General features: G+C 71.4%; 16 protein-coding genes, 1 pseudogene and 1 riboswitch. Of the genes and pseudogenes, 4 read left to right on the forward strand and 13 right to left on the reverse strand.

The features are described from left to right. Positions 1 to 210 precede the first annotated feature (210 nt). The 4 genes and pseudogenes from ACFQ6S_RS35965 to ACFQ6S_RS35980 all read left to right on the forward strand — a co-directional run. The gene (locus ACFQ6S_RS35965; RefSeq protein WP_383419105.1) at positions 211 to 1,470 is read left to right on the forward strand and encodes a glucarate dehydratase family protein; all 1,260 of its coding nucleotides are present in this window, start codon (positions 211 to 213) and stop codon (positions 1,468 to 1,470) included. A 137-nt stretch (positions 1,471 to 1,607) separates the two neighbouring features. Continuing rightward, complete coding sequence (locus tag ACFQ6S_RS35970) at positions 1,608 to 2,666, forward strand: NAD-dependent epimerase/dehydratase family protein (protein ID WP_383419107.1); 1,059 nt, start codon at positions 1,608 to 1,610, stop codon at positions 2,664 to 2,666. Between the two features lie 141 nt (positions 2,667 to 2,807). Then, positions 2,808 to 3,012: riboswitch (cyclic di-AMP (ydaO/yuaA leader) on the forward strand. 8 nt (positions 3,013 to 3,020) lie between these two features. Then, the gene (locus ACFQ6S_RS35975; RefSeq protein ID WP_383419109.1) at positions 3,021 to 4,442 is read left to right on the forward strand and encodes an NlpC/P60 family protein; all 1,422 of its coding nucleotides are present in this window, start codon (positions 3,021 to 3,023) and stop codon (positions 4,440 to 4,442) included. 55 nt (positions 4,443 to 4,497) lie between these two features. Then, positions 4,498 to 4,680 (forward strand): annotated as a pseudogene (locus tag ACFQ6S_RS35980) (TIM barrel protein); the annotation flags it as partial. Between the two features lie 13 nt (positions 4,681 to 4,693). Here ACFQ6S_RS35980 and ACFQ6S_RS35985 read toward each other — a convergent pair. From ACFQ6S_RS35985 to ACFQ6S_RS36045, 13 genes are all read right to left on the reverse strand, one after another. Further along, a complete protein-coding gene (locus tag ACFQ6S_RS35985) occupies positions 4,694 to 4,861 on the reverse strand; it encodes a hypothetical protein (protein WP_383419111.1) in 168 nt (55 codons plus the stop codon). 68 nt (positions 4,862 to 4,929) lie between these two features. After that, a complete protein-coding gene (gene tgmB / locus ACFQ6S_RS35990; protein ID WP_383419113.1) occupies positions 4,930 to 5,874 on the reverse strand; it encodes an ATP-grasp ribosomal peptide maturase in 945 nt (314 codons plus the stop codon). 15 nt (positions 5,875 to 5,889) lie between these two features. Beyond that, entirely contained in the window at positions 5,890 to 6,081 is a 192-nt protein-coding gene (tgmA, locus tag ACFQ6S_RS35995; protein WP_383419115.1) for a putative ATP-grasp-modified RiPP, read from the reverse strand. Between the two features lie 202 nt (positions 6,082 to 6,283). Beyond that, positions 6,284 to 6,472, reverse strand: a complete 189-nt coding sequence (locus ACFQ6S_RS36000) for a hypothetical protein (protein ID WP_383419117.1) — start codon at positions 6,470 to 6,472, stop codon at positions 6,284 to 6,286. Positions 6,473 to 6,543: 71 nt separating this feature from the next. Continuing rightward, positions 6,544 to 7,737, reverse strand: coding sequence for an esterase-like activity of phytase family protein (locus tag ACFQ6S_RS36005; RefSeq protein WP_383419119.1), 1,194 nt, complete (start codon positions 7,735 to 7,737; stop codon positions 6,544 to 6,546). Between the two features lie 53 nt (positions 7,738 to 7,790). Next, positions 7,791 to 9,269 (reverse strand): MFS transporter, encoded by a 1,479-nt coding sequence (locus tag ACFQ6S_RS36010; RefSeq protein WP_383419727.1) that lies wholly within the window; start codon positions 9,267 to 9,269, stop codon positions 7,791 to 7,793. Positions 9,270 to 9,621: 352 nt separating this feature from the next. Then, the gene (locus tag ACFQ6S_RS36015; RefSeq protein WP_383419121.1) at positions 9,622 to 11,019 is read right to left on the reverse strand and encodes an FAD-binding oxidoreductase; all 1,398 of its coding nucleotides are present in this window, start codon (positions 11,017 to 11,019) and stop codon (positions 9,622 to 9,624) included. Positions 11,020 to 11,239: 220 nt separating this feature from the next. Further along, positions 11,240 to 11,965 (reverse strand): ankyrin repeat domain-containing protein, encoded by a 726-nt coding sequence (locus tag ACFQ6S_RS36020; RefSeq protein ID WP_383419123.1) that lies wholly within the window; start codon positions 11,963 to 11,965, stop codon positions 11,240 to 11,242. Between the two features lie 90 nt (positions 11,966 to 12,055). Continuing rightward, a complete protein-coding gene (locus ACFQ6S_RS36025) occupies positions 12,056 to 12,985 on the reverse strand; it encodes an L-tyrosine/L-tryptophan isonitrile synthase family protein (protein ID WP_383419125.1) in 930 nt (309 codons plus the stop codon). Positions 12,986 to 13,068: 83 nt separating this feature from the next. Further along, positions 13,069 to 14,331, reverse strand: a complete 1,263-nt coding sequence (locus tag ACFQ6S_RS36030; RefSeq protein WP_383419127.1) for a cytochrome P450 — start codon at positions 14,329 to 14,331, stop codon at positions 13,069 to 13,071. 11 nt (positions 14,332 to 14,342) lie between these two features. Beyond that, entirely contained in the window at positions 14,343 to 16,169 is a 1,827-nt protein-coding gene (gene asnB / locus ACFQ6S_RS36035; RefSeq protein WP_383419129.1) for an asparagine synthase (glutamine-hydrolyzing), read from the reverse strand. A gap of 13 nt (positions 16,170 to 16,182) precedes the next feature. After that, positions 16,183 to 17,001 carry an ABC transporter ATP-binding protein gene (locus tag ACFQ6S_RS36040; RefSeq protein WP_383419131.1) on the reverse strand — a complete coding sequence of 273 codons (819 nt, stop codon included), beginning with the start codon at positions 16,999 to 17,001 and terminating at the stop codon, positions 16,183 to 16,185. Between the two features lie 28 nt (positions 17,002 to 17,029). Beyond that, positions 17,030 to 18,115 (reverse strand): FecCD family ABC transporter permease, encoded by a 1,086-nt coding sequence (locus tag ACFQ6S_RS36045; protein WP_383419133.1) that lies wholly within the window; start codon positions 18,113 to 18,115, stop codon positions 17,030 to 17,032.

The following is an 18,115-nucleotide window of genomic DNA, read 5'->3' on the forward strand; positions in this document are numbered from 1 at the left end:
CCTCCTCGAGTCGCACACAACCCTCGGTGGCTGGTTTTCCCGGGGTGACCCGAAACCGCCCCACGGAGAGCCTCCGTCAGAGGTCCGGCGAGATCCGGCAACCATGTCTTGACATACGACGGGAGCGATTCATAGCTTGATTGATCATCTAGGTGCGTGAAGTGAGTTCACGTACATGCACATGAACCACGGCCTGGAGGCGGTCCGCGCATGAGCAGCACCGACGGCACCCGGATCCGCGAGCTGATCGTCACCCCGATCGCCTTCCGCGACCCGCCCCTGCTCAACTCCAACGGCGTCCACGAGCCCCTCGCCCTGCGCGTCATCCTCCAACTCGTCCTGGAGGACGGCACGGTGGGCCTCGGCGAATCCCCGGGCGGCGCCGCCCGTCTGGAGCGACTGCGGGCGGCCGCGAAGGTGGTCGTCGGCATGGACGTCTTCGACACGACGGCCGTGACGGCCGCGGTCGACGCAGCGCTGCTGCCCACCGTGCCCAGTTCCCACGAACGCGGCTGGACCACCTCGGCGGTGGAGGTCGCCTGCCTCGACGCCCAGGGCAGGCTGCTCGGCCGTCCGGTCAGCGATCTGCTCGGCGGCAGGGTCCGGGACTCGGTGCCCTTCGCCGCGTACCTCTTCTACAAGTGGGCGCAACACCCCGCCCTCGACGGCCGCCCGGCGGTCGGCGACGACTGGGGTGAGGCGCTCGATCCCGCCGGGATCGTCGAGCAGGCCCGGCTGATGCAACAGCGGTACGGCTTCCGTTCGTTCAAGCTCAAGGGCGGCGTCTTCCCGCCGGACGAGGCGATCGCGGCGATCAGGGCGCTGGCGGAGGCCTTCCCCGGCCTGCCGTTGCGCCTGGACCCCAACACGGCCTGGACGGTGGAGACTTCGCGGTACGTGGCACGCGAGCTGGACGGCGTACTGGAGTACCTGGAGGACCCGACCGCGACCATCCCCGGCATGGCCGAGGTCGCGAACGACGCGCCGCTCCCTCTTGCCACCAACATGTGTGTGATCGCCTGGGAGCATCTGAAGCCGGCGATCGAGCAGAACGCGATCCAAGTCCTGCTGACCGACCACCACTACTGGGGCGGACTGCGCCGCACCCGTGAACTGGCCGCCGTCTGCGAGGCGTTCGGCATCGCCCTGTCGATGCACTCCAACTCGCACCTGGGCATCAGCCTCGCGGCCCTGACCCATGTGGCGTCGGCCATTCCCGGCCTCGACCACTCCTGCGACACGCACTACCCGTGGAACTCGGCCGACGACGTGATCGTCCCCGGCGTCCTGGAGCTGCGCGACGGGGCGGTCGAGGTCCCCACCGGACCCGGCCTGGGGGTGGACCTCGACCACGACGCCCTCGACCGGCTGCACCGGCTGTACGTCGACTCGGGGGTGCGCTCCCGTGACGACACCGGCTACATGCGGCGGATCCACCCGGAGTACGAACTGCGACTGCCGCGCTGGTGACCTCGACGCGGTGCCGGACGCCGGCCGCGGCGAGGACCTTGGCGTCCCGAGCGATCGGGCTCCATCGCAGCCATGGCCCCGCACGGGCAACGCCGCTACCGTGATCGACCGGCTTCCGCGCGGGCGAAGGAGTGAGGGTGGGCGCAGACGGGTCGACGGCCGTGTTGGTAACCGGTGGCAGCGGGTTCGTCGGCAGTCATCTGGTGAAGCGGCTGCTGGAGCGCGGTCATCGGGTGCACGCCACCGTACGGAGCTCGGCGGCCACGGCCAAAGTGCGGCCGCTGCGGGAGATGCAGGAGGCGCACCCCGGGCAACTGTCGCTGTTCGAGGCGGACCTGCTGGCCGAGGGTTCCTTCGACGAGGCGATGACGGCGTGCCGGACCGTGTTCCATGTGGCGTCGCCGTTCCGTATGCCGGAGAAGATCAAGGACGGGCGCCGGGACATGGTCGACCCGGCCCTGCTCGGCACGCGCAATGTGCTGGCGGCCATCGAGCGGACGCCCACGGTGGACAGGCTCGTCCTGACCTCGACCGTGGGCGCGATCTTCGGCGACTACGCGGACGTCCTGGAGATGGACGACGGGGTGCTGTCGGAGCGGTACTTCAACACCACCAGCACGGTGGAGAACAATCCGTACCACTACGCGAAGACGGTCGCCGAACGCGCCGCGTGGGACGCGGAGGCCGCGCAGGGGCGTTGGCGCATGGTGTCGGTCAACCCCGGCCTGATCCTGGGTCCGTCCCTCACGCCCACCTCGGAGTCGGGCAGTCTGTTCCTGCTCCAGGAGCTGTTCAACGGCTACTTCTTCTACGGCGCACCGGACTTCAGCTTCACCACGGCGGACGTGCGGGAGGTGGCCGACGCGCACATCGCGGCGGCCGAGAACCCGGACGCGAAGGGCCGTTACATCGTGGCGTCCGAGACCATGACGTCGTTCCACGAGATGTCCCGCATCCTGCGGACCCGATACCCCCGCGATCTCCGCCTCCCGCGCACCGCGCTCCCGCACTGGCCGGTGCGCGTCCTGGGTCCGGCCTTCGGACTGAGCCAGGATTACATCCGCAAACACCTTGGCATCCGGTTCCGGGTGGACAACAGCCGCAGTGTGAGCGAACTGGGCATCACCTACCGCCCGATCGAGGAAACGGTCCTGGATCACTACGAAGCGTGGCGACGTAGACGCACCGCGCAGTAAATCGGGCTCCCGCTCCGCGCAAGCGTCGAAGGTCACAGAAACGTATCGGACATTTAACGCCTCAACCTTCACGGGAGGCGCACAAGTTGGCTAGGTTACGGCTCAGACCGCACGACGATCTCCGGCGAACCCCGCCGGGACGCGCGGCTTCCGCCGAGTCCGGTGCGCCCGCAGGGTTCACTGGAGCCGGGGACCCAACCGAACTTGGGGTGAATCGGCCAACTGCCCCTCGGGGCACAGGCCGTAGGGCACACCTTCCGGAACAACCGCCCGAACCCTCCCCCAGAGCCTGAACGGCCTGGGGGTACCCCCACCGCTAACTCGGTAGGCGGATCAGGAAGGAGTACGTCGCCCATGGCGCCGGAAGGCACCGCGCGGCCGGGGGCTCTCAGCCTCCCCGGCATGCGCAACTCCGCACTCGCGTCAGCGGCCCTCACGTCGGTGGCCCTGCTCGGCCAGACGGCGGGCGCCACCCCCTCGGCGGCGGACGAGACGCCCAGCCGTGAAGAGGTCGGCCGACGCATCAGCTCGCTCTACGACCGGGCCGAGACCGACTCGGGGACCTTCAACGCCACCCGCGCGGCGTCGACGGGACCGCGCAAGCGCGCCGCCCGGCCGGCGGACTTCGGATCCTCGCCCGCCGCAGCGCCCCGGGCCGGCGAGAGCAGGGGCGGCGACCCCGCACTCGACAGCGTCACCCGGCAGTGGTTCGACGTCGCACGCGCAAAGCTGGGTCCGACCGTGCCGGCGGTGCTGCCGAGCGACCGGACGCCGGACCGGCCCGCCCCGCAGCGGCCTCCGCGCGAGCTGGACGGCCCCGACCGGGCGCGGGACTCCTCCGGCCGCCCGGCGCTGGAACTCACGGCCGGGCCGGCCGCCGAGTCGACGTCCGCTCGGGCCATCGGCGCGGCTCCCCTCGCGGAGCTCACCGCCGGCCCGATCGCCGCCCTGCCGCCCGCCCCGCCGGCACCGGGAGCGGACCTTCAGGCCACCCAGGTCATCCCGCCCGTCCTCGCTCTCCCGGCCGGAAACGCCCCGGACACGGCCTGGGACACCGCACCGGCGGCCGAGCCGCAGCAGCGCTCCGCACTGCGGACGACCAAGGAGCAGAACCAGCGCAAGCTGGACCGGGCCCGGCAGTTGCTGTCCACCTACCTCGCGCGGCAGAACGATCCGCTCACGGCGCCGCTGGTCCTGCCCGCGGCTGACAACTGGAGCGCGACGCCGGATCCGATCCAGCCCTCACCCGAGGCACAGTGGCAGGCACTGCAAGCGCAGTCGGCCGCCGACCTCACCACGGTCCCGCCCGGCGCCACGGCCTGGCCCGCGGCCGCGCCGGCCCCCATCGCCGACGTCCTCGCGCTCCCGGTCACGGACCAGACCCTCGGCGCCTACCCCGCCCTCACCTCGACGGGGCCGCAGGACACCCGGTCCATCCGCGCCCTGGAGTTCGCCCGCGCCCAACTCGGCAAGCCCTGCGTCTCGGGCACGACCGGCCCGGAGGCATACGACGGCCCCGGCCTCACCCAGGCAGCCTGGAAGGCCGCCGGCATCAGCCTCCCGCGCACGGCTCAGGAGCAGGCGATCGCCGGCCAGGGGGTCGCCCTGACCCGTCTGGAGCCCGGTGACCTGGTGCTCTTCCATGCCGGGCACGTCGGTATCTACTCCGGGAACGGCATGATGATCCACGCCCCGGGGCCGGGGGCCATCATCCGCGAGGAGTCGATCCACTACGCCGGCGAGGCGGCGATCCACAGCGCGATACGCCCCGCCTGAGCGGTCGACCGGCCATCACCACCCCGTCTCCTTCGAGGCGGGGTGGTCGTGCGTTGCCCGTATCCACCAGCACCTGGACATCGGCCAGGGCGAGATCGACTGGGACGCCTTCTTCGGCACGCTGCGCGAACTGAACGTCGACGGCGTCGCCACGGCCTGCGTCTTCGCCTGGGAGGAACGGGCCGAGGAATCCTCGGCGTTCATGCTGGACCGCATCCGCAAGGAACTGGCCGCGTAGGCCGCAGGGCAGTTCAGGCGGCCTTCAGCGCGAGCGGCAGGGTGCTGAGGCAGCTGTGGAGGGGGCGACGCTCCCTCAAGTGGTGCCACACGGCGGACAGATCGCTCTCGGCGCGCAGCCGCGGATCGGCCAGATTCAGCGTGTCGATCTCCTCCGGAGCGATCGTCCGCCGCGTGGTCATCGCGTCTTCCTCCCCGTCCCGCCGTTGCCCGTATGTCCCTGGCCCGACCCAACGTAGTGCGGGCCGGCTCACCCGCCGCGGCGTTCCGCCCCGCGCTGCGCCAGCCACAGGGCGACCGTCTCCGCGATGGGCTGCCCGGTCTCCAGCTCGACGAAGCCGAACTGGCCGCTCTGGTTGCACTCCAGGAACCACCAGATGCCGTCCTCGTCCTCGGCGAAGTCGAAGGCGGCGTACGCCAGTCCGGCCAGAGTGACGTACTCGTGCACCGACTTGCCGATGCGGTCCGGGACCGGAACCGGTTCCCAGCCGTGCCCGGTGTCGCCGTAGCGGCCGTCGACCTGGTCGGGTTCGGCGGCCTTGCGTGCGGCGAACAGCCGGGGACCCACGCTGGTGAGGCGGATGTCGGCCCGTTTGCGGACGTACCGCTGGAGCAGCGCGGGCCCGGCCGCGACGGCCGAGAAGTCCGCGTCGGGGCCGACGAGGGTGGTGGGCAGGGCCAGCGCCGGCTCACCGGGCGGCGGCCCCGAGGCGGACTTCACCACGACGTCCCGGTACTCCTCGGCGAACTCCCGCGCCAGCCGGGGTGCCGTGGTGAAGACCGTCGGCGGCACGGCGAAGCCGCTGACGTGGGCGACCCGCAGCTGCCAGGGCTTCAGCCGGGCCTGGTCGGCGTTGCGCGGATGGTTCATCCACCGTGCGGTGGCGGAGTAGAGCATCCCGTACAGCGCCTGCCGGGTCTCGGCGGTCAGCCAAGGTGAGGGCTCGGCCGCGTGCGCGGCCGGTTCGCCGGGCCTGCGCACCCAGATGGAGCGCAGACCGCCCATGCTGAGCACGTGTCCGTTGACCGACAGGTGGCCGTCGAAGTCGCCGTGGGCGTAGTCGGCGGACAGCACGGCCTTGCCCGGCAGGTCGGCGGGGTCCAGGCGCATCACGGGCGTTCCCGTCCCGTGCAGCCTGGCCACCACCATGTCGGCGGTCACGTCCTCCTCGGACGTGAGGATCAGAACCGTCATGCGCGGCCCGGTCCGTCAGTCGTCGAAGTGGGTCGCGGACCCGGCGGTGGACGTCGTCGTGCCGGCCGCGAGCATCAGGTCCGGGTCACTGACGGCGGGGCGTCCGTCGGGAAGAACGTTCAGTTGCCTGGCCGCGTCGAAGTGATAGGGGATCACCGCGCTCGGAAGCCCCCTGGATATCGCGTAGTTGAGAGTGAACGGTCGCACTCGAAGCCTCCACGGTCGTTGTCTGAGTTACCGTCCTTTACGCGTCACTTGCGTAAGGAATTCATCACTTTCCGCCACATCAGGGTGAACGTGGTCACACATCAAGGGCACCAGCCGCTTGCACGGTCCCCACAAGTCACTCATCGGACGCGGCGCGAGAACTGTCACCGGTGACTGGGCGAGCGGTGCCCGGTGGGCCCCCTCAGGCCTCCGCGGCGTCCGAGCGCAGTGCGCGGAGCAAGGGCGGGGCGGCCTGGGTCAGTTGGGTGATCTGATCGTCGATCAGCCCGATGCCTGCGTCGAGCGCCTGCATGCCCGGCGTCGCGCCGAATCCGGCGAACTCCCGCCAGGTGATGACCGGCTGGTGCTCCCGTAAGGCCTCGTACGCCATGGCGGCGCCGGATGTGTCGTTCCGTGTGCTGGACCGATCGCCCCCTCGACCGGTCCAGCCACGCCCGGAGGTCAGCGGAACGCGCGCTTGTCGGCGTGCAGTCGCTCCGCGAGCCGGATGGTGATGAACTCGTTGTCGTCCGCCTGGCCGGCCGTACGGCCCGAGGAGAACGGGAAGTTGTTGTCGTTCAGGACGGCCAGCGTCCGGTCGTCGACGAGGTTCACGTCCTCGATCGTCTGGAAGGGGAAGCGGAAGGTCTCCCCGAAGCCGCCGAGCCCCTTGGGGTTGGCGATGTCCAGCAGGTCGGCGACCAGTGTCTTGTCCATCAGCCCGTCGCCGTTGCGGTCCCGGGTGTCGGCGAGGTAGATCCGCTTGAACTTGGCCGTGTCGCCCTGCCCGCCATCGCGCTCGATGACCAGGAACCGGTGCCGGTCGACGGCGATGGCGTCCCCGATGGCGTTCGCGGTCGACTCCAGGCGGTAGACGAACCGCTTCCCGGTGTACGCGCGCATGCGCAGGTCGAACTCGCTGAACCGCAGATCGCCGGGGGTGTCCCCGTTCACGGTGCCTTCGAGGAGCGGGTAGAGACGGCGGCCGTCCACGGAGCGGACCAGGCCCTCGAAACCCTTGCTGCTCGCTATGTTCGGCTGGGCGCCGTCCAGGTACGGGTTCTCCGGCGCCTTCACCCCGTCGAGCGCGATGGGAGCCTCCAGGAGGCGGCCCTTGGCGGAGAAGTGCAGCAGCCAGGGGCCGAACTCGTCGCCCAGCCAGTACGTCCCATCGGGCATCCGCTGGATCGACTCGACGTCGAAGTCGGCGCCGGTGAGCACCCGGTCGGCCCGCGTCAGCGGGAACGACACGTGGCGGTCGGGGTCGCTCAGGTTGAACCCGCCGAGCACCTTGACCTCGCCGGTCCGCGTGTCCGGCTTGATGCGGTGGACGCGCAGCTGGAAGTCGGCGCTGTTGGCCTTGTTGCCGTAGCCGTTGTCCGACAGCACGTCGAAGGTGCCGTCACGCCGGTTCACGACACCGCTGAAGCCCTGCACCGGCTGGTGCGCGAACGGCGCCGCGATTCCGTTGAAGGGGCCCGCACCGATGGCGGAGCCGGACGGCTCGCTGCCCGGCACGAACGTCTCGGCGGGCAGCGACGCGAAGCCGGTCAGCGTGGCCCGGCCGAAGTCCTGCCCACCGCGGTCGGCCACGGCGGGGGACGCGAGGCCGACGGTCAGCACCGCGGCACTGACCATGATCGTAATTCTTCTCATGGCGCGCACAGTAAGAGCGCCGGGTGACGGGTGTGCCAACGACAGACGTCGAGTCAGGGAGTCGGCATCCCGCCGCCCTGCAGCCGCTCCAGGTCCGAAGGGCGGACCTGGATGACGAGCAGGGCGATCACCGCGGCGATCCCGGTGAAGATCGCGGCCGCGATGAAGGCGGCGGAGACGCCCGAGGTGAGGATCTCGTCGGCGTACTGCGCCGGGAGCTGCCCGGTACGTTCGAAGCGCAGCCGTTCCAGCGGGGTCGCCTGGGACAGGAACGCGGGGATCTGTTTGTCGGCCTCGTTGTTGCTGGCCGTACCGAACGTCGTGACCAGGATGGACAGCCCGAGGGAACCGCCCACCTGCTGTGTGGCGTTGAGCAGCCCGGAGGCGGCGCCCGTCTCCTGGACGGTCACGTTGGACAGCGCCATCAGGGTCAGGGACACGAACTCCATGCCCATGCCGAGGCTGAAGACGAGCATGGGCCCGAGGATGCTGCCGAGGTAGGTGGAGTCGACATCGGTCAGGGTCAGCCAGGACAGGCCTCCGGCTGCGAGGATCGCGCCCGTCACCATGAACGGCTTGGGCCCGTACCTCGGCAGGAGCTGAGAGGCGATCCCCGCGCCCACCGCGATCACGGCGCTCACCGGCAGGAAGGCCAGTCCGGCCTCCAGCGGGCTGAAGTCGAGCACGTCCTGCACGAAGAGCGTGAGGAAGAAGAACATGCCGAAGATCGCTGCGGCCAGGCTCAGCATGATGCCGTACGTGCCCGCACGGTTGCGGTCGGCGAACATGTGCAGGGGCGTGATCGGTTGTCTGGAGCGCTGCTCGACCAGGACGAACAGGATCAGGAAGACGACGGCCGCCCCGAACGAGCCCAGGGTGAGCGGGTCCCGCCAGCCGTCCTGTGCGGCCCGGATGAACCCGTACACCAGCAGCACCATGCCGATGGTGGAGGTCATCGCGCCCGCTATGTCGAAGCGCCCGGGGTGGCGCTCGGACTCCCGGATCCAGCGCGGCGTGGCGAGCACGATGAGCAGCCCTATGGGCACGTTGACGAACAGCACCCAGCGCCAGTTCAGCCACTCGACCAGGATGCCGCCCATCAGCAGCCCGATCGCGCCGCCGCCCGCGGAGACCGCGGCGAAGACGCCGAACGCCCGGTTGCGTTCGGGCCCTTCACGGAAGGTGGTGCTGATCAGGGCGAGGGAGGTCGGGGACGCGATGGCGCCGCCGACACCCTGCAGGGCGCGGGCGGCCAGGAGTTGCCAGGAGTTCTGGGACAGTCCGCCGAGCAACGAGGCGAGGACGAAGAGCAGGACGCCGAAGACGAACACCCGCCGTCTGCCGAGGATGTCGCCCATCCGGCCGCCGAGCAGCAGCAGCCCGCCGAAGGTGAGCGTGTAGGCGTTGACCACCCAGGACAGGCTCGTGGTGGAGAAGTCGAGCGAGCTCTGGATGTCCGGCAGGGCGATGTTCACGATGGTGATGTCGAGCACCACCATCAGCTGACAGGACGCGATGACGAACAGCGCCATACCGCTGCCACGGCCCTGACCCCGCTCCGTCTCCTGCGGGGTGGTCCGTGCTTCGGGTGTCGGCTCGGGATTGCTCATGGCATCACGCCGTGGCGGGGGTTCGGTGGCTGGTTCCCGCCACCATTCGACGGTACGCCGGTGCCGGACGGGCCTCCAGTCGATCACGGAGCCGCGAGCTGCCGCGGCTGTTCGGCGCCGGGAAGCCGTGCGCGGCGCAGGGTCAGCGACCGCCGCGGATCAGGCCCGTGAGATAGCGCCACAGCGACCAACGCTGCCGGGCGGACAGCGGGGCGAGTTCCGTGGGAGCCCTACCCCAGGCGACATTCCCGGGTGAACGACGGGGCGAGGGAGGTCAGCCGGCGGTCGGCGGGATGTTCTGGTTGGCGTGGAAGAAGTTGTCCGGGTCGTAGGTGTGCTTGGTCGCGGCGAGCCGGTCGTAGTGGCCACGGTAGGTGGCCCGGACGCGGTCCGTACTCTCCCCCTCGCCGATGAAGTTGATGTAGGAGCCGCCCATGGAGTGCGGGTGCAGATCGCTCCAGTAGTCGACGCTCCACTGCCGGATCAGTTCGGCGTTGGCGGGGTCGGGGTCGATCCCGGCGATCACCCCGGACCACGTCGCGTCACGGTAGGCCCAGGCCGTGTCGTCGGCGGCGAGCTCGTGGGCGGCGGCGTCCACGGGGTAGAGGTGCATCAGGGACAGCTCGGTGGGGAGGTTCTCGCCGTACTTGTGGTGCACGTCGATCGAGGCGTCGGAGATCGTGTCGAAGAAGTCGCCGCGCCAGTACCACTGGTAGCCCTTCGGGATCAACTCGTCGAACATGCCCTGCAGGGCGGGGTAGGGCATGGGCGTGGTGAAGTGGAAGGCGGACGGCGCCGGTTCGTTCACCGGGGCCAGCGCCTGTTCCAGGCGGTCGCCCGCCAGGTCGCCGGTGTAGCACCAGACGACGCCGCACATCTTCTGCCCGTGGATCGGTTCGGGGAACGGCGGTCCGGGCGGGATGGTGAACAGGGTGAAGAAGCCGTTGAGGTCCCGCGGCGCGGCGGGCAGGAACTCCCGGTACCAGCGCAGCACTTCCGGGGTGCGGTCGACCGGCCACACCGTCACCGCGACGCCGACCGTGCCCACCGGGTGCAGCCGGAAGGTGAACGAGGTGACGACGCCGAAGTTGCCGCCGCCGCCCCGCAGCGCCCAGAACAGCTCGGGGTGCTCGTCCTCGGAGGCGGTGACGAAGCTCCCGTCGGCGAGGACGACGTCGGCGGACAGCAGGCTGTCGATGGTCAGTCCGTACTTGCGGGTCAGATGACCATGGCCGCCACCGAGGGTGAGGCCGCCGACGCCGGTCATCGAGATGATGCCGGCGGGCACGCCCAGGTCGAAGGTGTGGGCCGCGTGGTCCAGGTCGCCCAGCTGGGCTCCGCCGGCCACCTGCGCGGTCATCGTGCCCGGGTCCACGCGCACCCCGCGCATCGTCGACAGGTCGAGGGCGAGCGCGTCGTCGACCAGGCACAGACCGGGGCCGCTGTGGCCGCCGCCGCGCACCGTGAGCTCCGCTCCGGTGTCCCTGGCGACGGAGATCACGGTCCGTACGTCCGCCACGTCCACGCACTGCGCGATGGCCGCGGGGCGCCGGTCGATCATGGCGTTGTAGATGCTGCGGGCCTCGTCGTAGCCGGGGTCGCTCGGCGTGATGACGGGGCCGCGCAGTGCCTCACGCAGGCCTTGAAGTGCTGTTCCGTTGATGCCGCCCATGGCCGGCTCCCTCAGTGTGAAGACGGTGAGCCGCGGACGGATGACGGCGCATGACGTCCGGGCGGGATTGCGGGCGTGGTGCGCGGTTCCGTTCGCACCTCGTATCGATCTGTCGACGTGTCGATGTCGGCAGGACGGACCCGCCCCGCCGTGTTCCAGTCTTCACCTCCGCCCGGTCGGCCGCACGTCGGCGGGAAGAGGGCGCCTGGTCGGCCTCGTGTCAGGCCAACTCCTCGGCGGGCTTCGCCCCCTGGTCGCGCAACCATGCGACCAGCGTGAGGTGCCCCTCGCGGTGGGCGGCGTCCAGTGCGGTCAGCCCGTCGTAGCCGATCCAGTTGACGTCACCGCCCCGTCGCAGCAGGTGGTCGGCCATCGCGCGCTGCCCGCCGTGGCAGGCGCACCACAGCGCTGCGGTGACGTCCTCGGCGGTGGGCTGCTCGGTGCCGGACGTGAAGCAGGCGGCGACGCGGTCGGCCTCGCCGAGGGCGGCGGCCTGCCACAGGGTGGTGCGCGCGCCTCGTTCCACCAGGCGCCGTGCGCACTTCCACTGTCCGAAGGCCACCGCGTCCGCGAGTGGGGTGCCGTCGCCGATCACGCCGCCGTCGGCCTCGATGTCCGCGCCCCGGTCGAGCAGGGCGTCGAGGACGGGCACGTCGTCGCAGCTCGCCGCCCAGTGCAGCGGCGTCTCACGGTGCGCGCCGGTGAACCGGGCGTTCACATCCGCGCCCGCGGCGACCAGCGCGCTCACCGTCCGGGCGCCGTCGGGCAGGTGGCCCGGCCAGTCGGTCGCGATGTGCAGCAGGGTCCGCGCGGTCGTCTCGTTGCCCACGCGTGCCGTGGCCAGCCCCGGATGCGCGGTGAGCAGCTCCTCCAACGCCGCCACGTCGCCGGTCCGGATCGCCTCCACGACGGCACGGGCCCGCGGAGCGGTCGGGTCGATCAGCATCGAGCCACCTCCCAGGTCCCCACCTGGATAACGCGCCCCACTGACAACGCCCGACGTGATCGTGCTCCGCGCACGGTGAATCCCGGCGCCTTACCGCTCGAAGTGGCTCGGCCGGCCGTCGCGGTGGACCAGGCGGCCGAGTCGCTCGGCCCGCGCGCGTGGCATGAGGGTCCAACCGCCACCCGGCTCCCGCAGGGCGGCCGAGTGCCAGGGGGTGGTCCAGACGTCCGGGGCGTCGAGGAGGCGGATGCCGAACTTGGCGGCGCCGATCGGCTGTGGGTGGATCGACAGACGTACAGCGCCGGGGTGGCGGTCGGCGATCAGCGCGCCCCAGGCCCGGCTGCGCTGGATGACGCCGTACGCCCGTCTGCGGCACTCGCGTTGGAGCGCGGAGCGGGTGCCGGTGAAGCCGGCGGTGTCCTCGACGAGGAAGCGGGTGATGCCCCGGTACAGGGCGAGGGTGGGGGCGTCGGTGCGGACCTCGGCACGCAGGGCGTCCAGGGCGGGGGCGTGGCGGTCGTGGACGTGGGCGCGTTTCATGTCGTGCGGAAGGTCGCCGAGGATGTCGCGCAGGTCGAGGACGGACAGATGAGTCAGGTCCGACTCCCGTATGAGCGCGCGCAGTTCGTCCGCGTAGGCGTCGATGTGGTGGTCGGGGACGTGGATCAGGTCGGCGAAGACATGGCCGTCGGAGCAGATCACGACGCGGGCGCCGGGCGGATGGATCCGCTCGATCCTCGTGCACAGCGTGTCGAGGAAGGTCAGCGAGAGGCGTTCGCCCATGTCGGGGAGGTGGCCCAGGGTCTTGGCCGGATTGGGTGACTTGCAGGGGAAGCCGGGCAGGGTGAAGACGATGGGGGTGCCCTCGCGGACGAAGTCGGAGATCCGGCGCAGCTGACGCGGGAAGGCCTCGGCGGAGGCGTGGTCGTGGTCAGTCGTGCGGTGGTGCGGCAGGAGCAGGTTCAGGATCCGGGTGGCCGTGGCTGTGGGGAGGGTGTCCGGTGCGGTCGTCAGCAGCATGTCGTTCCTCCAGGGCATGCGGGCATGGCGCCTCGGCGGTCCGGGCGCTGTCGTTCGGGTGGGGGATCAGCCGTGGGCCGGCTTCACAGCCGCCGGTCGTATCCGACGGGCAGCCGGTGTGTGCCGCGGCCCAGGACGGACGGGATCCACTCGATGTCCTCGTCCCTGATCGCAAGGCGCAGGCCGGGCAGCCGGGCGAGCAGCGTGCCGAGGGCGATCCGCAGTTCGGCGCGGGCGAGGGCGGCGCCGGGGCAGAAGTGGATGCCGTGGCCGAAGGCGAGGTGGGGGTTGGGGCTGCGGTCGAGGTCGAGGGTGTCGGGGTCGGGGAAGCGGCGCGGGTCGCGGTTGGCGGCGCACAGGGAGACGATCACGGAGTCGCCGGCGGGGATCTCGGTGCCGTGCAGATCGCTGTCCCGGTCGAAGAAGCGCCAGGTGGTCAGCTCGAAGGCGCTGTCGTGGCGCAGGAGTTCCTCGACCGCGCGGGGCATCAGACCGGGATCGTCGCGCAGCCGGGCGAGCCGGCCGGGGTGGCGGAGCAGGGCGATCAGCGCTGTCGTGATCTGGTTCGTGACCGGCTCCTGACCCGCGACCAGCAGCTGGAAGATCATCGAGTCCAGCTCCTCCTGGGCCAGTTCGCCCCGGTCGCGGGCCCCGACGAGACGGCCGAGCAGGTCGTCGTCCCCGTGCTCCCGCTTGTGGGCGACGACCTCGGCGATATAGCTCTCCAGACCGTGCAGGCGTGCCTCGTACAGCGGTCGTCCGGGGTCCGTCGGCCCGACCGGCTGGACGACCTTGCCCCAGTCGCGGTCGAAGCGCGCGGCCAGCTCTCCCGGCAGCCCGATGACTTCGGCGAGGACCTGGAAGGGGAAGAGGGCGGCGAAAGCGGCGACGAGGTCGGCGGGTCCGCACTCCGGGAGGGCATCGACCAGGCGGTCGGCCAACTCCTGGAATCGGGGCCCCAGTCGCTCGATCCGGCGGGGCGTGAACGCGTCCGTCACGAAGCGCCGCAGATGCGTGTGGATCGGCGGGTCCTGGTGGAGGAGATGGACCTGGAGCCGGGAATGCTGCGGCTCGGGCATGATCGAGGCGCGGGCGCGCCAGCCGTCGTTGCCCCGGTCGTGGTTCTTGCCGAGGCGGTCGTCGTTCAGGGCGGCGTGGGCGGCTTCGTAGCCGGTGACGAGCCAGGCCCGTACGCCACTGGGGAAAAGGACGCGGTGGACCGGCCCGGCCTCGCGCATCCGCTCGTACAGCGGATAGGGGTCGGCCTTGTACGGGCAGCCCATGAGCGGCACCGGGTCGGGGAGCGGCTCCGGGTCCACGGCCGGAAGGGGTTCCTGGAGGGTCATGCGCGGGCTCCTCAGAGGGCGAGTTCGGGCTTGTGGTGGTCCAGCCACAGGGCGAGGTCCACGACGCGTTCGAGGCGCAGGCGGTGGCCCCACTCCAGCCGCTCGGGCGGGGTGTCGAGGCAGGGTTTGACGCGGGTCTCGTCGGCGAGCGCCCGGACCTGCTCGACGGCGAGGGCGTCGCGGGCCAGGTCCTGCAGGCCGCGGTTGTAGTCGGGGTGGTGGGTGGCCGGGTAGTGGTTCTTGGGGCGCCGCAGCACCGAGTCGGGTGCCAGCCCCGATGCGGCGGCCCTCAGCAGACTCTTCTCCCGGCCGTCGAAGCTCTGCAGCGCCCAGGGGGCCTCGAAGGCGTACTGGACGAGCCGGTGGTCGCAGTACGGGACGCGGACCTCCAGTCCCCGGGCCATGCTCAACCGGTCCTTGCGGTGCAGGAGTTGACGCAGCCAGCGGGTCAGGGACAGGTGCTGCATCTCGCGCTGCCGGTGCTCGGCGGCGCTCTCGCCGTCGAGGTGGGGTACGGCGGCCAGGGCGCTGCGGTAGGTGTCGGCGCGGAACTCGCCGATGTTCAGGTCGAGTTCGGGGTTGAGGGGCATCGCGGCCTCGTCGCCGGTGACCAGCAGCCAGGGGAAGGTATCGGCCGCGAGGGCCTTGGGGCTGTGGAACCAGGGGTAGCCCCCGAAGACCTCGTCGGCGGCCTCGCCGGACAGGGCGACCGTGGAGTGCCGCCGTATCTCCCCGAACAGCAGGTACAGCGAGGTGTCCATGTCGCCGACGCCGATCGGCGAGTCACGGGCCACGACGACGGCCCTGCGGTGCTCGGGGTCGAGCAGCGCACGCGGGTCGAGTACGACCGTGCTGTGGTCGGTGCCGATGAACGCGCCCGCCTCGACGGCGTAGGGGGTGTCGTGGCCGGTGCGCAGGACGTCACCGGTGAAGTGCTCGGCCTGGTCGCTGTAGTCGACGGCGTAGGAGCGGATCCGGGCGTCCGGGCCCTCGCGCAGGCGGAGTTCGTCGGCGAGCAGTGCGGTCAGGACGGTGGAGTCGATGCCGCCGGACAGCAGGCTGCACAGGGGGACATCGGCCTCCAGCTGACTACGGGCGGCCGCGCCGACCAGGTGGGCGATCCGGTCCACGGTGGCGTCCCGGTCGTCCCGGTGCGCACCGGCCTCCAACTGCCAGTAGCGGCGCTCCCGGATGCCGTCCCGGTCCAGGACCAGCAGGCCGCCCGGCTCGACCTCCCGTACGCCGGACCACACCGTGGGCCCGGTGTTGAACAGCAGGCTGTACGCCTCGCGCAGCCCGTCCGCGTCCACCCGGGGCCGCAGCTCGGGGTGCGCGAAGAGCGCCTTGGGCTCGGAGGCGAAGGCGAGTCCTCCGTCGACGGCCGCCCAGAACAGCGGTTTGACGCCGAGCCGGTCACGGACGAGGAGGAGGCGCTGGGCCCGCTCGTCCCAGACGGCGAAGGCGAACATGCCCTCCAGGTGGTCGGCGAGGCCGTCCCCCCACTCGGCGTAGGCGCGCAGCACGACCTCGGTGTCGCTGCGGGTGTCGAAGCGGTGGCCCCGGCCGCGCAGTTCCGCGCGCAGCTCGTGATGGTTGTAGATCTCTCCGCTGTGGCTGAGCACGACGGTGGGTTCGTGCGGCCGGTCGGTCATCGGCTGTACGCCGCCCTCGAGGTCGATCACGGCGAGGCGGCGGTGGCCGATCGCCGCACGCTCTCCCAGCCATACGCCCCCGGCGTCGGGGCCGCGCCGGGCGAGCCGGCCGGTCATGGCCTCGATGACCGGCGCCTGGGTGCGGGCGTCGCCGTGGAAGGACGCCCAGCCGGTGATTCCGCACATGCGGGCTCCTGGATCAGGTGGGGACGGTGTCGGTGGGGCCGGGTTCGGGGGCCGGTTCGTCCGCCGGGGTGCGGTGGTCGAAGGCGATGAGCGGGTCGCCGGTCAGCGGGTGGTCGACGACGGTCGCCCGTACGCCGAACACCTCGGCCAGCAGGGCGGGTCGCAGCACCTCGCGGGGCGGGCCCGAGGCGACCACCCGGCCGTCGTGCAGGACATGCAGCCGGTCGCAGACGGAGGCGGCGGCATTGAGGTCGTGCAGCGACACCAGCGTGGTACGGCGCCCTGCCCGCAGCAGGGCGAGGAGTTCCACCTGGTGGCGGATGTCGAGATGGTTGGTGGGCTCGTCCAGGACCAGGACGTCCGGCTGCTGGGCGAAGGCACGGGCCAGCAGGACGCGTTGACGTTCGCCGCCGGACAGTTCGGTGAAACGGCGCCCGGTGTGTCCGGCCATGCCGACGTCGGCCAGGACGCGGGTGATGACGTCCCGGTCGGTGGCGTCCTCGCCGGCGAAGGCCCGCTTGTAGGGCGTACGGCCCATGGCGACGACCTCGCGGACGGTCAGTTCGAAGTCGCCGCCGCGCTCCTGCGGGAGGGCCGCGACATGCCGGGCCGCCTCGACGGGGCTCAGCCGGCGCAGGTCGGTGCCGGACAGCAGGACCCGGCCGGCCGCCGGCTTCAGGTGCCGGTAGACGGTGCGCAGCAACGTGGACTTGCCGCTGCCGTTCGGCCCGACGAGGCCGGTGATCTCACCCTCGGCCGCCATCAGCCGGGCGCCCGCGACGACCGTACGGCCGTCGTAGGCGACGTGCAGATCCTCGATGTCGACTCTCAACGACCGCTCCCCCAGATGTTCCGCATCCTCAACTCCCGCTCCCCAGGCGCCGGTCCAGCAGATACAGCAGCGCCGGAGCACCGATGAGCGAGGTGACGACGCCGACCGGCAACTCCTCGGTGTTCATCGCCGTACGGCACACGATGTCCACGACGACCAGCAGCAGCGCCCCGAACAGTGCCGAGACGGGCAGCAGACGGCGGTGGTCGCCGCCGACGACGAGGCGGCAGGCGTGCGGCACCATGAGCGCGACGAAGGCGATCGCGCCGGACACGGCGACGAGGACGCCGGTGAGCAGGCTGGTGAGCGTGAACAGTTCCCGGCGCAGCCGGCCGGCGTCGACGCCGAGTCCGGCCGCCGTCTCGTCGCCCATGGTCAGGGCGTTGAGTCCCCGGGCGCGGGCCAGCAGCCACAGCAGCGTCCCGGGCACGGCGACGGCCGGGGCGGCGAGCAGCGGCCAACTCGCGCCGCTCAGGCTGCCCATGAGCCAGAACAGCACGCTGTGGGTCTGCTGTTCGTCACCGGCCTGGAGCACGAGGTAGCTGGTGAACCCGGACAGGAACTGCCCGATCGCCACCCCGGCCAGCACCAGCCGTAGCGGCGCGAATCCCCCGCGGCGCCGGGCCACCGTCCAGACCAGCGCGAAGGTGCCGAGTGCGCCCGCGAAGGCCGCGCCGGACAGGCCCAGGCCGAGCGCGCCCCCCGTGCCGAGGCCGAGCACGATCGCGGCGACCGCGCCGAGGGATGCGCCGTTGGAGATGCCGAGGAAGTACGGGTCGGCCAGCGGGTTGCGCACCAGGGCCTGCATCGCCGTACCGCACAGACCGAGGCCCGCGCCGACGAGGGCCGCCAACAGGGCGCGGGGGAGGCGGAGTTGCCAGACGATCAGGTCGTCGGTGCCGGGGCGTGGTGCCGCACCGGACAGCCGTCGCCGGACCACCTCCCACACCTCGCCCGCCGGGATGGACGTCGAACCCCAGGACACCGCCGCGGTGAGGGCGGCCAGGAGTGCCAGGGCGAGGGCGAGTGCCAGCAGCGCGGCGGGTACGGAACGCGTCCGTGCGTGTTCCTGCGGGTCCGTCGAGGTTTTCCGGCCCACCAGGGTGTCGGTCAC

This window comes from Streptomyces sp. NPDC056479, assembly GCF_042795335.1.
Lineage (GTDB): Bacteria > Actinomycetota > Actinomycetes > Streptomycetales > Streptomycetaceae > Streptomyces.

What these genes read in the sequence shown, in the direction of transcription:
- ACFQ6S_RS35965 (WP_383419105.1), top strand. Translation starts at nt 211, where the DNA reads ATGAGCAGCACCGACGGCACCCGGATCCGCGAGCTGATCGTCACCCCG.
- ACFQ6S_RS35975 (WP_383419109.1), top strand. Translation starts at nt 3,021, where the DNA reads ATGGCGCCGGAAGGCACCGCGCGGCCGGGGGCTCTCAGCCTCCCCGGC.
- ACFQ6S_RS35985 (WP_383419111.1), bottom strand. Translation starts at nt 4,861, where the DNA reads ATGACCACGCGGCGGACGATCGCTCCGGAGGAGATCGACACGCTGAAT.
- tgmB (WP_383419113.1), bottom strand. Translation starts at nt 5,874, where the DNA reads ATGACGGTTCTGATCCTCACGTCCGAGGAGGACGTGACCGCCGACATG.
- ACFQ6S_RS36000 (WP_383419117.1), bottom strand. Translation starts at nt 6,472, where the DNA reads ATGGCGTACGAGGCCTTACGGGAGCACCAGCCGGTCATCACCTGGCGG.
- ACFQ6S_RS36005 (WP_383419119.1), bottom strand. Translation starts at nt 7,737, where the DNA reads ATGAGAAGAATTACGATCATGGTCAGTGCCGCGGTGCTGACCGTCGGC.
- ACFQ6S_RS36010 (WP_383419727.1), bottom strand. Translation starts at nt 9,269, where the DNA reads ATGGCGCTGTTCGTCATCGCGTCCTGTCAGCTGATGGTGGTGCTCGAC.
- ACFQ6S_RS36015 (WP_383419121.1), bottom strand. Translation starts at nt 11,019, where the DNA reads ATGGGCGGCATCAACGGAACAGCACTTCAAGGCCTGCGTGAGGCACTG.
- ACFQ6S_RS36020 (WP_383419123.1), bottom strand. Translation starts at nt 11,965, where the DNA reads ATGCTGATCGACCCGACCGCTCCGCGGGCCCGTGCCGTCGTGGAGGCG.
- ACFQ6S_RS36025 (WP_383419125.1), bottom strand. Translation starts at nt 12,985, where the DNA reads ATGCTGCTGACGACCGCACCGGACACCCTCCCCACAGCCACGGCCACC.
- ACFQ6S_RS36030 (WP_383419127.1), bottom strand. Translation starts at nt 14,331, where the DNA reads ATGACCCTCCAGGAACCCCTTCCGGCCGTGGACCCGGAGCCGCTCCCC.
- asnB (WP_383419129.1), bottom strand. Translation starts at nt 16,169, where the DNA reads ATGTGCGGAATCACCGGCTGGGCGTCCTTCCACGGCGACGCCCGCACC.